This is a genomic window from Bacillus sp. FSL M8-0063 (genome assembly GCF_038005545.1).
Taxonomy (GTDB): Bacteria; Bacillota; Bacilli; order Bacillales; family Bacillaceae_G; genus Bacillus_A; species Bacillus_A wiedmannii.
Genome location: NZ_JBBOTJ010000001.1, coordinates 2,160,384 through 2,175,418, shown reverse-complemented (window position 1 = coordinate 2,175,418; position 15,035 = coordinate 2,160,384). Strand labels below are relative to the sequence as shown.

13 protein-coding genes and 1 other annotated feature (1 of these 14 only partly in view) are annotated in these 15,035 nt (G+C 32.9%); of the genes, 3 read left to right on the top strand and 10 right to left on the bottom strand.

What is annotated here, in order from left to right; genetic code table 11:
• Positions 1 to 66 precede the first annotated feature (66 nt).
• The 5 genes from MKX31_RS10900 to abc-f all read right to left on the bottom strand — a co-directional run bounded on the left by MKX31_RS10900 (position 67) and on the right by abc-f (position 6,003).
• Positions 67 to 738, bottom strand: coding sequence for a lipoprotein BA_5634 family protein (locus MKX31_RS10900; protein WP_149173628.1), 672 nt, complete (start codon positions 736 to 738; stop codon positions 67 to 69).
• 68 nt (positions 739 to 806) lie between these two features.
• Positions 807 to 2,741 (bottom strand): ABC transporter permease, encoded by a 1,935-nt coding sequence (locus MKX31_RS10895; RefSeq protein ID WP_064475341.1) that lies wholly within the window; start codon positions 2,739 to 2,741, stop codon positions 807 to 809.
• Complete coding sequence (locus MKX31_RS10890; protein WP_340980801.1) at positions 2,716 to 3,486, bottom strand: ABC transporter ATP-binding protein; 771 nt, start codon at positions 3,484 to 3,486, stop codon at positions 2,716 to 2,718. The genes MKX31_RS10895 and MKX31_RS10890 overlap by 26 nt, the downstream gene beginning before the upstream one ends.
• Positions 3,487 to 3,760: 274 nt before the next feature.
• On the bottom strand, positions 3,761 to 4,354 hold the full coding sequence (locus MKX31_RS10885; RefSeq protein WP_064475340.1) for a GNAT family N-acetyltransferase: 594 nt from the start codon (positions 4,352 to 4,354) through the stop codon (positions 3,761 to 3,763).
• A 20-nt stretch (positions 4,355 to 4,374) separates the two neighbouring features.
• Complete coding sequence (gene abc-f / locus MKX31_RS10880) at positions 4,375 to 6,003, bottom strand: ribosomal protection-like ABC-F family protein (RefSeq protein ID WP_340980799.1); 1,629 nt, start codon at positions 6,001 to 6,003, stop codon at positions 4,375 to 4,377.
• A 516-nt stretch (positions 6,004 to 6,519) separates the two neighbouring features.
• On the opposite strand from abc-f, the gene MKX31_RS10875 reads away from it, so the two are divergent.
• Entirely contained in the window at positions 6,520 to 7,509 is a 990-nt protein-coding gene (locus tag MKX31_RS10875) for an aldo/keto reductase family protein (RefSeq protein ID WP_064475339.1), read from the top strand.
• A gap of 72 nt (positions 7,510 to 7,581) precedes the next feature.
• On the opposite strand, the gene MKX31_RS10870 is transcribed toward MKX31_RS10875, so the two are convergent.
• Positions 7,582 to 8,481, bottom strand: a complete 900-nt coding sequence (locus MKX31_RS10870; RefSeq protein ID WP_064475338.1) for a LysR family transcriptional regulator — start codon at positions 8,479 to 8,481, stop codon at positions 7,582 to 7,584.
• Between the two features lie 367 nt (positions 8,482 to 8,848).
• On the opposite strand from MKX31_RS10870, the gene MKX31_RS10865 reads away from it, so the two are divergent.
• A complete protein-coding gene (locus MKX31_RS10865; protein WP_340980796.1) occupies positions 8,849 to 9,475 on the top strand; it encodes a DUF6518 family protein in 627 nt (208 codons plus the stop codon).
• Positions 9,476 to 9,947: 472 nt separating this feature from the next.
• Here MKX31_RS10865 and MKX31_RS10860 read toward each other — a convergent pair whose 3' ends face one another.
• The 3 genes from MKX31_RS10860 to MKX31_RS10850 all read right to left on the bottom strand — a co-directional run bounded on the left by MKX31_RS10860 (position 9,948) and on the right by MKX31_RS10850 (position 12,676).
• Positions 9,948 to 10,931, bottom strand: a complete 984-nt coding sequence (locus tag MKX31_RS10860) for a sensor histidine kinase (protein ID WP_064475336.1) — start codon at positions 10,929 to 10,931, stop codon at positions 9,948 to 9,950.
• Positions 10,928 to 11,635 (bottom strand): response regulator transcription factor, encoded by a 708-nt coding sequence (locus MKX31_RS10855; RefSeq protein ID WP_088046637.1) that lies wholly within the window; start codon positions 11,633 to 11,635, stop codon positions 10,928 to 10,930. The genes MKX31_RS10860 and MKX31_RS10855 overlap by 4 nt, the downstream gene beginning before the upstream one ends.
• Before the next feature lie 126 nt (positions 11,636 to 11,761).
• On the bottom strand, positions 11,762 to 12,676 hold the full coding sequence (locus MKX31_RS10850; protein WP_340980794.1) for an acetamidase/formamidase family protein: 915 nt from the start codon (positions 12,674 to 12,676) through the stop codon (positions 11,762 to 11,764).
• A 156-nt stretch (positions 12,677 to 12,832) separates the two neighbouring features.
• On the opposite strand from MKX31_RS10850, the gene MKX31_RS10845 reads away from it, so the two are divergent.
• Complete coding sequence (locus MKX31_RS10845) at positions 12,833 to 13,261, top strand: cell wall hydrolase (RefSeq protein ID WP_064475333.1); 429 nt, start codon at positions 12,833 to 12,835, stop codon at positions 13,259 to 13,261.
• A 57-nt stretch (positions 13,262 to 13,318) separates the two neighbouring features.
• On the opposite strand, the gene lysS is transcribed toward MKX31_RS10845, so the two are convergent.
• Positions 13,319 to 14,872: a lysine--tRNA ligase gene (gene lysS, locus MKX31_RS10840; protein ID WP_340980793.1), complete on the bottom strand. Its 1,554-nt coding sequence runs from the start codon at positions 14,870 to 14,872 to the stop codon at positions 13,319 to 13,321.
• An 83-nt stretch (positions 14,873 to 14,955) separates the two neighbouring features.
• Positions 14,956 to 15,035 (bottom strand) — a binding site (T-box leader); it runs 177 nt beyond the window's last position.

The window sequence follows — 15,035 nt, the reverse complement described above, 5'->3', positions numbered from 1 at the left end:
TCTAAATGGTCTAAAATAAAAAAGGGTTCAAGACTGATAAAATCCCTATCAACCTTGAACCCTTTTTTATGATTTTTCTCCAATCGTGACAAATTGAACTGATACTTCTTCCTCAAAATCTTTAATTAACTTTCTTACTTTTACATATTCATTAGTCAATATATTATCTGTCGACATTTTAGGTTTTTCGTCACCTAAAGATTTTTTCAGATGAAGAAGTTGCATTTTTGTTTCATTTGCCTGTATTTCTTTATATACACTATTGCTCGCCACAATTACATACCATAGTGTTCCATAATTTCGATTATTACCAAGCCAAGCATCACTATCATATGTAACTGGTATCACTTTTCCTTCTATTTCAATACTTTTTATATTCTTTTCTTCTTCATTTATAAATAATAGTGAACTTTCTTTTGGAAAATTCGGTAACGTATCTAAAGGTTTAGAATGAGATGAATGATCTCTTTTACGAAAAATTTTTGCTTTAATCATCGCTTTTGCAGTAGATTCATTTAACATTAAAACCCTTTTTTGGTCAAATTTACCTTTTTTCACCGAAAAAACTTCAAGTTCTTTCGTATTTTCCTTATAACGATTCATAATTGTTGAAGTATGATTCTCATCTCCAATGATTAATACGCCGTTAGTTGGAAATCTGTTTTCATTTTTAGAGCATGCACTTAAACTTATTAAAATTAATATACTTAATATGAAAATAGAGAGTGTTTTTTTCATCACAGTTCCTTTCATAACTCAAAATGTTTTTTTACATGCTTTTCTGCAATCTTACTTGCTGATATTCTCTACTGTTCCATAGTTTTATAAAGCTTTTGTAAGTAACGCCAACGAGTTATAAAGAAATATAAAACTTGTATACATATAAATGAAATTAAAATTATGATAGAGCTATTCATAATAGAAAAATCGACTAATTGTTGTAATGCCAAATAAGCGACCACAGTATGAATCACTGCAATAACAATCGGTAAGAAGAACATTAATACTAATTGTCTTGTTACAACTTTTTTCAACTCTCGTTTACTTAATCCCATTTTCGAAATCATCTTATATTGCTGCTGATCGCGGTCCAAATCAGTATATAACCGGAAATAAATAAAACTAGCAGCGAAAGTAAAGAAGACGATTCCAACTAAAACACTTGCCATAAGTAATAACCCATTCGTTTGTTTTGCACTTAACAACTCTATAGTTAGTGCTCTAAATTCAAAATGTATGTCTCTAGGATCTTGATCGAATATGTCACTTAATTGGTTTGAAATCTCTTTTGTTTTTATCCAATCATCTACAACAAATCCATAAGTTCGATATTGAATAATATTTTCAAAATCTAGATTACTATTAAGCGGAATTTCATCATACACATGATCTTGAATCGCAATATTAATCCCTTCCGTATCGTGTGGCAAAACTAAATTATCTACAGTTTTTTTCACATGAAATGTCTTTGTCCAATCGCCTTGAATGACTTCAATATTCTTTTTATAATCACCATTTTTAAACTCTTGTTTTTGTGATACAACTCCAGGGATTAATAACATTTCATCTTCTTTTTCAATCGTTTCTTGTTGGTACCCGAGTGCTCTCGCAAGTTCGTTATATTCACTTAACTTCATTACATTTACATTACTTTCTGTATAAATATCTGAAGTGGAAGCCATTCGATATGGAATATTAGAATCAGCAAGATGTTTTTTTATAATCGAGAGATGTTTATCCGTTATTTTATTTTTATCAGGAGCTGTATACAGAAATGTATACGGGTTTGTCATCCTTACCAAATCTTTGTTTCCAAGAGCTGCTGTCGTGCCAATTGCTGTAAAAGCAACTGCTGAAATAATAGATACTATAAAAAACATTGTTGCATTATCTTTCATACGGTATATTAATTCTGAAAATGTTAATATATTGGTTCTCTTTAAAAAGAAAGATTCACTCCTTTTCACAAGATGCAATATATAAACGCTACACTGTGTATATAAAAAGTACGTTCCTATAATTACTAGGAGCACACCCATTCCGAGCGTAATAAAACTATAACTTGGGATAAAGCGAAATACTAAAATATAGCCATATCCTATACTAAATAAAGAAAAAATTGATAATAAAATTGACGATTTCGGTTCAGGCTTTGGCTTTTCCCCTGCTTGAATAAGTTCCACAAGTTCTGTTACTTTTATCATTTTAAAAGTAACTAGCGAAACAATTAAAAATAAGAATAGAAACGTGATGCCAGTTAATAATACCGCTTTCACTGGCATATAAAAAGGTAAGCCGTTACTAATCATTAATACACTGGCACTTATTAATAAAACTAGTTTAGAAAATACGAGGCCGATAAGAATCCCAATACAAATCGAACCAAGTCCAATTAACATATTTTCAATTAACAATAACTTCTTAAGCTGTCTCATTGACATACCTTGCATCATTAAAATGCCAAATTCTTTCTTACGCGTTTTTAAAAACGAACTCACTGAATATAGAATAAAGAAGAATGAAAAGACAAAAATCAAACCTTGAGAAACTTCAAATCCTAATGTACCAAATGTACTTATTGTTTTACTTGTCGATTTCAACTCCCCCTGTAAATCAGGATGGAATAATAAAAGAGCATACGTAAAGAAAATCATAATAGAAAATGCACTACTTAAAAAATGGGCAGCATATGTACGCTTATTGCGAAAAATATTGTTAAATGCGAACTGACGAAAAGTCATGCCTTTTCCCTCCTAACAAAGAAAGGACATCCATAATCTTTTGATAAAATGTTTGCCTGCTTTCGCCACAATAAATTTCGTTATATAGTTGACCATCTTTAATAAAGATTACTCGGCTGCAAAAACTCGCTGCATACGGATCATGAGTCACTAACATCATCGTAGCTTTTTCTTCCTTATTTAGAGTATCTAACATCTCCATTACATCATTTGAAGATTTAGAATCTAAATTCCCTGTTGGTTCATCTGCAAGTAATAATTGCGGCTTATGAACAATTGCACGAGCAATTGCTGTTCTTTGAGCTTGGCCTCCTGATATTTCAAACGTTCTTTTATTCAATATATCTGTAATATTTAATTTCTCTGCGATTTCTTGTACGCGTTTGTTCATTTCTTGCACAGAAACGCCATCTAATGTCATCGGCAATACGATATTTTCCTTCACTGTAAGCGTGCTAAGTAAATTAAATGATTGAAAAACAAATCCTAATTGTTTCCTACGGAATAAAGCTAAACCTTCTGATGATAACTGGAAAGGATTTGTACCGTTTATTAATATTTCTCCTGAGGACGGAGAATCGATAGTAGATACCATATTTAATAATGTAGTTTTCCCGCTACCAGATGGCCCCATGATCCCTATAAATTCACCTTCTTGAATTGATAAATCAATATCTACTAATGCTTTAAAAGGTATTTTCCCTTTATATACTTTACTAATATTTTTCGCATGTAAAATTTCCATTTCTATTCTCCCTTCATTTGCACTTCTCACAATAGAGTGTAAATGAATTGTCTTAATGCTCATATTGATTCATCTTTCATTTATCTTACACGCTTGTAAGATTTCTAAAAAAACTGACAATAAAACTGTTTTCAAACTAAAATTAACGCATAACTATCTTATAATAATTGTATAGTGGTAGAAAATACAATTGTATATCAAATCTTTATTATATAAATGCAAAAAAGCTTAGAGTTTTAGTTCTAAGCTTTTTTGCATTGCATAATCGCTCCCTTTAAAGAGCACTATTTTTTATCCATCCGGATTTACTCAATACATAATGATTATAAATTTGATTTTCTATCACCTGTTGACCCAAATAAGTAAACCCGCATTTTTCAATAACTTTATTTGATGGCACATTTTTAATTAAAGCAATTGCGTTAAGGACATCCACATTTGTATTTTCAAACAAATAACCGATCAAGCCTTTTGTCGCTTTCGTTGCATAACCATTATTATGATATTCACTTGAAACAGCATACATAATTTCTCTGTTCGGTGAAGGAAGCTCATCTTTCATACCTGTGCAGCAACATCCAACAAATTCATTTGTGGTTTTCTTAAATATTCCTAGTCTTAATATGTGATCATCTATGTTAGTCCTAGTTCTAACAGCATGAAGAAACGCTTTGTTTTCTGGTATATCATCATTTGTAACCCAATTAACTCTTTGTTCTATCGTTGATTTCCAGTCTGGTAAAAACTTTTCTATTTCTGGTTCATTTGATATTTTATAAATACTCTCTGCATCTTTGACCGCAAACTCTTGTAGGTATATATCACCACAATCTATTTTAAATAACTTAGTCAAGCTCTCTTCTCCCATTTTAATCCCCCTTCCTTACGTTAAAGCGCCTTAATCTGCTTCGTAAGGTCCATAAACCGTTCATCTAGTTCTTTATATTCTTTGTCTTTAGAAGTTAAAAAGCTTAATTTCCCTAATACTTCTTGTCTTTCTGTTTCTAACGTTAAACGTAACTCTTCAATTTCATCTCTTGTTTTCGTAGGTTCATCGAGCTGCTTTTGTATCGTATTGTTTAAAAACACGAGTTTTGTATTAATTATTTTCTCCAGAAAATATCGATCGTGAGAAACGATAACAAGTGTTCCGTTATACTCAGCTAATGTATTTTCAAGCTGTTCACGTGAAGGAAGATCAAGGTGATTCGTCGGTTCATCTAAAATAAGTACATCTTTTTCATCTAAAATATAAGCCATTAGCTTACACTTTACTCGTTCACCCATACTCATATGTCGAATCGGCTCTTTCCATTGGGAAGATTCAAATCCTAAACGTTTCATTAAATTTTGGACTTTTCCTCTTTCTTCAAATGTCTCTTTATAAAATAAATCTTCTGGTGTTTTATCAAGTGGTAAATCAAATACTTCTTGTGTTAAATAGCCGATATTTGCTGAAGGTGAAATCCATACTTCTCCTTCAACAGTTTCTGTTCCCATAATCATCTTCAGTAAAGTTGTTTTCCCGCTGCCATTTGGTCCAATAATCGCAACCTTCTCACCGTGCTGAATTGTAAAATTAACGTTTTCAAATAATGTTCGTCTATTAAATTCTTTCCGCAATTGTTTTACTTCTAAGAAACGTTTTCCTACTTTTTTACTCGCTTGAATAGAAAATTCAACTGAATACTCCTCTTTCACACGTTCTACTTTCGTTTTCTCCAACTCTTTTTCAAGACGTTTTCGTTTCGATTTAACTTGCGCGTCCATTCGCTTCGCCTTTACACGATAAAATTCCTTCACTCCTTCTTGTTTTGTAGACTGCGCATGTGCCTTTTGTGACCATGAACTTAATTCTTTTATATGCGTTTCTATTTGTTCTATCTTTTTTTGTTGTTTTTCATATTCACGCTGCTGCGTCATTCTTTTCTGCTCACGTGCTTTCATATAACTCGTATAATTCCCGCTATGGTCAATTAATTTCTTATCCTCAATTGACCATATTCTAGTTGCGACAACATCTAAAAAGTATCGGTCATGCGATACGACGATAACTGTACCTTTCATATTTTTTATTTGTTTAATGAGAAATTCCGTACTCATCTCATCTAAATGATTTGTCGGTTCGTCTAATATTAATACATTAGGATTTTCAGCAAATCCTTTTGCTAATCGAACTTTTAGCTTTTCACCACCACTTAAAGTTAGAAAATCGTTCGTTGGCACGCCCCACCTTGCAAGAAGTTCCGCTTCTTTTGCAATCATATCCTTACTAACGAAAAATTCTTTTTCTTGTTCAACATATGCTGTTGTCATATTCATTTGCATCCATTCAACAGTACCTTTTGATGGTTCAATCTTCTCATTTATTAATTGAAGTAACGTTGATTTACCAGCCCCGTTTTTACCAATTAATCCGATAACATCCCCTTGTTTTACTGTCACATTCATTTTCTCTAACAAAATGTTTTCCTTTATTTCAACATAAACATCATTTAATTTTAATAGTTCTTTCATAATACCGATCCCTTTCATTAAGGGAGAATAAAAAAATCCTCCCAAATAAATTTGGCAGGATTAGTCGTTAAAATATTCATACCCAAATAAGCTATTGCACAACATAAATAGCAATACCGTTGTATGGAAATTGGGCAGACTAATCCTATTTTTTAGAAATTGAAATTTATTGAATTTCAACATTTAAAAATAAGATTAGTTAATCATCGTCCACCCATCATTCCTTTCCGTCGTTAGTAACCATATTGTACCATGATAGTACTTTATGAGTAAATGCAATTATATGTGCTATTATAAAATTTACTTTCTTCAAGGGCTATTTATCATTTCTTAACTTCAAATTGAACAAGCACAAATTACATTTGTTGTACTACTTGCTTTAGATTTCCCTAGCAAGAAACTTCTAAGCACCCCCTCTTATATAATTTTTATATAAATTTAAGATTAATTATATATTATACAGACTACATTTCAGTTCTTATAATAAAGTTATCATTTTTAAGGAGGGATTCTACAATGGAATTTAGCAAACTAGGAAACAGTGGATTAACAGTAAGCAAGATTGCATACGGGAACTGGATAAACCATGGCGGAAAAGTAAATGAAGATACTGCAAATGAATGTGTGAAAGCCGCATTAGATGTTGGAATTACAACGTTCGATACTGCAGATGTTTATTCGGACACTATTGCCGAGGAAGTACTTGGTCGCTCTTTGAAAGGAATACGCAGAGAAAGTATAGAACTTTGTACAAAAGTATGCCATCCGACCGGACCTGGAAAAAATGATCGTGGATTATCACGAAAACATATTATAGAAAATTGTAATGCATCGTTACAACGGCTACATACAGACTACATTGATGTCTATTATGCACATCGATTCGATACAACAACTCCTCTGGAAGAAACGATGTTAGCTTTTTCAGATCTTGTAAGACAAGGTAAAGTCCTTTATTTAGGTGTAAGTGAATGGACATCGGAGCAAATCACACGCGGTGCAGCACTTGCCCGAGAATTGAACATTCCTCTTATCGCTAGCCAGCCTCAATATTCGATGTTATGGCGAGTGATCGAAACAGATATAATACCTACATGTCAACGTGAAGGACTTGGTCAAGTTGTTTGGTCTCCCCTCGCACAAGGTATTCTCACTGGAAAATACCAACCAGGTAAACCAATTCCTTCCCAATCACGTGCTAATTCAGATGCGGGAAAACCGTTTTTTAACAAACTCGTACAACGTTGGATGAGTGATAATGTACTTACTACTATACAAAAACTTAATCCTATTGCACAAGAAAATCATCTCACCCTACCTCAACTTGCAGTTGCTTGGGTACTACAAAATCCAGCTGTTTCCTCTGCTATTATTGGCGCTTCCAATCCGGAGCAAATAAGAGAAAATGTAATTGCTTCTAGTATTACATTGTCACCTGAAATTATGGGTCAAATTGATAGTGTGCTACAAGGTTTCATTGAGTATGACCCAAGTAAAACAGGTTAAATCGTCAGTGACTTAACAATATATATAGTACCTTTCCCAAATCACTACTGCCCATCCAATCAAGATGGGCCTTTACTTTTCAAATTCAAATTGTGAAGTCGTATAAATCTCTCTAACAACTGATAAGAAGTTCTCGAGCACGACAGACTTTTCATCCTGCCTCCATCCAGCGTATAAGTTTATTTCCGGTGTATGTTCCTGAATGTCTTTATATATGACTCCCGATTTTTTATAACTCTCCACCGATGATGGAACGACAGAAATCCCCATTCCTGCTGCAACTAAATTAACAATCGTCTGCATTTGAATTGCTTCTTGAACAATATTTACACTTACTCCATGTTCCCAAAAGTAACTAATAATTAAATCATAAAAGTTAGTACCGAAATGACGAGGAAATAAAACAAATGGTTCATCTACTAGTTCTTTAATAGAAATATTAGGTAACGAAACTAATGCGTGATTTTCATGTAAAACCAATTTTAAACGTTCTTTAGAACAAACTTCGGAAGACAATATTTCATTATTCTGCTTAGAACGAATAAATCCAATATGAATTTGTTTTTCATAGAGTGCTTTTATTTGCTGGTCTGTTGTCATCTCGCGTAATATAAGCTGAATTTTTGGAAACCGTTCTCGAAATGTTTTTAATATGTCTATAACAGTTTCTGTAGAATCGACAAAACCGATGATTAAATGTCCTACCTTTCCTTCATTCGCAAGCTGTGTTTCCTTAATAGTTCTATCTACTTGAAGCAGTGTTTGTCGCGCGCCTTCTAAAAATATTTTGCCAGCATCGGTAAGCTCAACTATTCTTTTTGTTCGATGAAAAAGTTGGACCCCTAATTCATCTTCTAATTTACGAATTTCTTGGCTTAAAGGAGGTTGTGCCATCATAAGACGTTCTGCTGCACGACTAAAATTTAATTCTTCTGCCACCGTTATGAAATATTTCATTTTTCGAATATCCATTACAATCCCCCTATCATTCACAACTAGTAAAAAATATCTCCTTCTAATAAATTGTAAATAAAAACAGGAAGAAACTATATCAGTCCCTTTTCGTTTCTTTTTTATCATAAATCATTTCATCAAACTACGAGAGATTTATACTAAGTTGAATTACATGTTTTGGGCAATTTCATTACTTGCATATATTATTTGATTTACCATTTGGTTGAGTAACGAGTTCTTGATATTTTATTCACCTAATTATAAAAACAAAATGTTATTCGTTACCCAACAATCTCTTATTGTTTTTCGATAAATTTTTATTGATTATCCCCCTACAATAAGCTATTATATGTTTACAGAAAATACTAATGTAAGGATTGAATTTATGGACAGGACATTAAAAATCACAAAGTTAACTATGTTTTTAAAGATTTTTCTCATCCCAATTATAGTAGGGATTATTGTTGGTTTACTAACTAAATTGGGGCAAGGTATACTTCCAGGACATTGGAATTCATTAGCTAATCTAGGAAGCGTTTGGTTAGTTCCATCCTTTTTTGTGGCTAGCTTTAGTTATTCTAAGCGTACAGCTATACTTTCAGGCACCCTTGCACTACTCGGTATGATATTAGGCTACTATGGTTATGCAATACCTATTAAAAATGTAGCTCACTCTATTTATTTTATATCTGTATGGATTGTATGTGCATTTATAGGAGGAACTATCTTTGGAATCGCAGGTTTTCTATGGAAAGATACTACAAATCCACTTCATAAATTCGGAAGCGCGCTTATTAGTGGAGTTTTTGTAACGGATGGACTTCACATTCTTTTAAATTTTGAAGACTATAGTCACATGTTACCTGTTGGATATACCGAAGTGATAGTGGGGATTATCTTGATTCTTGTGTTAGAACGCTCTAATGCTAATCGAATTTCTTCTTTCTTAATGATGGTTCCTATCACTATTTTAGGATTAATTGGATATACATTATTAAGTTTGTTTACTTAATTACAATACTGTATCATGAAAAAACAAAAGACTAATTCTATTATAATCCACAAAACATATCACGAATTCGAACATTATACTTATTAAGGTTGATACACTTATTCATAGGATGTATTCATGAAGCTATCTCTTTCAAAGGGGTGGCTTTTTTCTTACAAAAACTATTTATCAGCTTTTTATTAAATACTTCTAATTTAACAATCGTATTTATTAGCGTGTCATTATACATACTAAGATTACCTTTTACCTTTTACCATTTCATATAATCGCTATAAAGTGAAACTTTAATCAATAGGGGTTTTCTCCATCCCCTACTGATTATTAGTTGAACCAATTGGACTTTAATGGGCAGTTGATCCCTAACTTCTTTGCTTTTGCTGAATTTTGAGGTGGGGGTCTTACTGCCCATTAAAGCGGGATAAAATAAGTCTATAAAACTTATCTCCAAAGTTCTTTAGCCTAGATCACTTATTTACACATTAAAAAATATAATTCGTACAACGGTACCTTTACCAACTTCTGAATGGATTTCTACACTATGCCCTAATTGTTTCGTAATTTCATATACAAGATATAGCCCCATTCCAGTTGATTCTTTAAAATCTCTGCCATTTTCCCCTGTAAAGAAAGGTTTAAATACTCTAGGTAAATCTTGCTTCGGTATCCCTACGCCATAATCGATGATTTCAAGTATAACGTTGTTATCTTCCTTACAAGCTTTTACTTTAATCTTCTCTCGACTACCAGATGAATATTTAATCGCGTTCGATAGTATTTGTCCAATTAAAAATTGTAACCATTTCGCATCACTTTCTACACTAATGTCCTTATCAATTTTAAGCTCTGGATATACAAAATTTCGAATAAAGAAGCGTTTATGTTCATGTACAGAATCATTTACTATTTTATGTAGCTGTACTTTTTCCACATAAAAATCTTGTGTAAATGCCTCTAAACGTGCGACATACAGAGCCATCTCTAATCCCTTTTTCAGTCTATCTGATTCCTCATTTATACTTTCAAAACGCTGATCGACTTCATCTTGTGTAATTAATTCTATTACAGATAAAGGTGTTTTCATTTGATGTATCCATTGATTCATAAAAGTTAAATGATCATTATTTTTTCTCTCTTGTATCTGGAGCTGATTTTGATAATGGCGATATTGTACCTCAAGTAGTTCTTGAAGCGCAGTAGATAAAACTGCAAAATCTGATTTTTGAACAGATTCATCCAAAGAGTACAACGGATTTGCTAATCTTTCATAGAACGTACGATGAGTAAAGTAACGAAATACTAAATAGCCTACCATAAAAAAGACACCTAAAAACATTGCATATAATGCCGTTGCAATATGGTTATGCCCATCAAACCAATATACAAGAAATATGGCTAGTAATTGGATTGCTGTAAAACAAATAAGTGGTATATGATCACGAATAAATAATCTTATCATTTCTCCATACCAGTATCCCAAGTAATATGTAATCTATAACCGACACTACGAATTGTTTCAATCGCATCTTCAATCTGTAAAGTTTTTAACTTTTTTCGCACACGTGTTGTATTTACACTTAATGTATTATCATCAACATAGGATTCGCTATCCCACAATTTATTCAACAACACTTCTCTACCCACAACACGCGGATAATTTTTCATTAACATTTCTAATAAAATGGCTTCATTTCTCGTTATATCAATCTCTTGATTACGCAATTTCAATACAAGCCTTTCAGGATATAAACAAAGACCTTGTTGTTCAACCATCCGTTCTTCTATTTTCGGTGCATAATCTCCATAAGCACGTCTTAAATGACTACGAACTTTAGCCATTACCACTTCGTAATGGAAGGGCTTTGAAATAAAATCATCGCCACCGTTTTCAAGCGCCATAACTTGATCCATCGTGCCTTCACGAGCCGAAATAAATAATATCGGACATGTAGAAACTCCGCGAATTTGACGACACCAATAGTACCCATCAAAACTTGGTAAATTAATATCTAATAAAACTAACTCTGGTTGTTCTTCTAAAAAAATGTTTAATACATTTTGAAAATCCGATACAATAATTCCTTCATACCCGTATTTCGCGACATGTGTTGATAATAGTTCTGCAATTTTCATATCGTCTTCTACAATCATAATTTTAACCATCATTTTACTCCTTTTTTAATCCACAATCTTATATTCAATGATATAAAATAAATACTACCTGTTTTTATATCATCCGTAAATCAAAAAAGGATACTTTTATACAACAGCATCCTTCTTCTATCATTCTTATTTAAGATGAAATTTACTCAAATTAAAACCTAGCTTCTCCACATAATTCATACTTAGTTCCATTCGTGCTGTTTTCAGTGGATCTACAACTTGGCAAACTCTTAAATCGCCTGCAGCTGATAATAAAAGTGTTGCATTAGCTTTAGACATTTCTAATTCCTTATGTAAAAATGTCACCATATTACGTACAGCGCGATTCGCTGCATCATCTAACAATTTCTCTGAAGCAATCGTCATTATTTTTTCTTTTTGGATCGCCATTGGTAGTGGCCATTTCTTTCCTTTTATAATTTGAACTGTAACAGTTACCTCACCAGCAACCTCTACTCCACTAACACCAATTTCACCATCACCCATCGCCGCGTGTAAATCACCTAATGCTAATAGGGCACCAGGAACATTTACAGGTAATAATAATGTTGTCCCTTCTTTTATTTCTTTACAGTCCATATTCCCGCCGTGATCATGCGGTGTGCCACATGAAATACTCTCTTCTTTCGGTGCAGTACCAATAACACCGATCATTGGATTAATCGGGATTTGTAGTTCATTTGAAAACAAAACATGTTCATTATGTATTGGGACGATTTTCACTGTATTTTCGTTTAGATCTTCACCCATTACGCCAAGATTCGCTCCTGTAGTTAAAACACCTTGCTCTGCAATTTTAATCTTTTCAATCATTACAACTAATATATCACCAGGTTCTGCACCATTAATATATACAGGCCCAGTCGCCGGATTAATTCGGTTCCAATCTAATTCTTGAAACGCAACATCTCCAGATTCAATTTGATTTTCAAAGCAATCATATGTTTCAAATACAAGACGACTCCCAATTTCTACTTCCATACACGGCTTATTTTCTGGTGACATTGCGTAAATAATATGGTCTTTATGAATTCGATACACGTTATCTCTCCCCTTTTACATTAGTCTACAATTACTAATTAGCTTTTTTCATAAAAGCTAATTGTGAAAATTAATGAATTTACATATAGAAAAGCACTTAGCTTATTTTCATACATACACTCTTTACTATAACAGATAAAGAAAGGTGGTAGCACTATGCCCCTTATTCCATATAACGAAAGTGATGTTGATTTACTAGCTCGTTTAATTCGTGCAGAAGCTGAAGGAGAAGGTCGACAAGGTGAACAACTTGTTGGCTGCGTAGTAGTAAATCGTGTATTTTGTGATTGCTTAGATTTTAAACAGCTTCGTTCTGTACGTGACGCAGTATATCAAAGTCCCGGTGGATTTGAAGCAGTGCAATACGGATATTTTTATCAGCGTGCTCGTGATTCTGAAAAAGAAATTGCAAGAAAAGTTTTACAAGGTGAATGGCGCTGGCCAGCACGATGGGCTCTTTGGTATTTCCGTCCAGTTGGATCTTGTCCGCCTGAATGGTATAACCAGCCATTTGCGGGACAATTTAAAAGTCATTGCTTTTATGAACCACGTGGTGATGAATGTCCGAAAATGTATTCACGGTAGCAAAATTTGAAACGCAAGTACTTAGATTTCTGAGTACTTGCGTTTCTTTTAGCATTTTTAGAAATCTAATAATGCGATGAACTTTTCAATGCCTACTACATGTATTAATAACGGTATACGTGGGCCGCTAGACTGATTTATAATGAGCCTATATATAATAAGAAATAATTGTTTTTGATTTTCTTTCATTATTTTTTTATTTTCATGATGACAAATCGAATACAATTGTTCCATTAAGTTAGAGTAATCTTTGTTAGAACGAAGTATGTTGCAAACTTCTACTAGCCATTCTTTCTGTCTTTCATCTAATGTGTTATAAAACTCTGTATTTCTTTCTTGATTTACCGAAATTAGTTTTTCAGATTGAAATCTTCTTATCCAATACTCTGCACGGTTACATATCGCTATCATATCATCTAATACATAACTCCTATCTGTTTTTTCTAATATACCTTGTAAAATAGATGAATCAAAATTTAATAATGGTAACGTTCCTGCTACTTGATTAAATTTTGGATATTCTTTAAACCTGCCATCAACTTTAGAGAGTTTAATTGCATCAAATAAATCTTCATTTTTGAGCGTTTTATTCTCATAACCATCTTTCAATCGTTCATATTCTGTATAATTGCGAATCACATCTTCATCAAGACCGATATGAAAAGCTGCGTTTGGTCTGTATTTAGCAAACATAAATAGAATCACTTCTGGTAAATACACTTTTAACAACTCGCTAGGTGTAATACTATTCCCTGATGAACTAGACATTTTTTCATGATTCCCTTTAATTCCAATGAAATCATAAGCAACGTAATGAGGAGCTTCACGATTGAATATTTCCCTCACAATTTCCTTTGATACATTATAACTACCCGTTTCTGATGAATGATCTCTTCCGCCCGGTTCAAAAATAACATCCTCTATCATCCACCTCATCGGCCAATCGATTTTCCAATTCAGTTTCATTTTATTTGTATTTAATACTGATAATTCATTTTGATTTCCACATACACATTCATACTGAACTGTTTTTAATACTTCATCAAAATGTGTAATCGTTGTTGCATCTTTCCCACATTTCTCACAATATAATGTAACTGGATAAAAGCTCTCTCGCTCTTCTTCACTACACTCTCCAGTTTTAAATCCCATTAAAATATCATATATTTCTTTTCTTTTATATAAAGCCTCTAATATATTTTTGTTATACCTTCTACTTCTATATTCAGCATGTTGATATATGAATTCCACTTCAACCCCAAATGCTTGAAGAGATTTCTCAAACTCTTTTTCAAAATGCTCTGCATACGAATTATGACAACCATATGGATCTGGAATATCACAGTATGGTATACCAATATATTTTGCAAAAGATGGATCAATATTTTTAGGAACTTTTCTAAATCTGTCATAATCATCCCATGAGAATATAAAACGAGTCTTTTTCCCTAAATCTTGTAGTGCTTTTACCACGAAATATGTCGTTATTATTTCGCGGAAGTTCCCGATATGAACAGAACCAGATGGACTTATTCCAGATGCGCAAACAAACGTTTCTTTGTTTGGATGTTTTCTAATTAATTCATGTGCTACTTCATACGCCCAATGCATATATTACTCACCTCAATTGATTTTTTGTTTTCACATTTTCAGTTTTATGCAATAAAAAAACTCCCACCCCCAAGATTATTCATCTTGAGGACGAGAGTTGTTAGCTTCGCGGTACCACCTCAGTTTGTTAATACGTCGCCATATTAACCTCTTCAGGTACGGC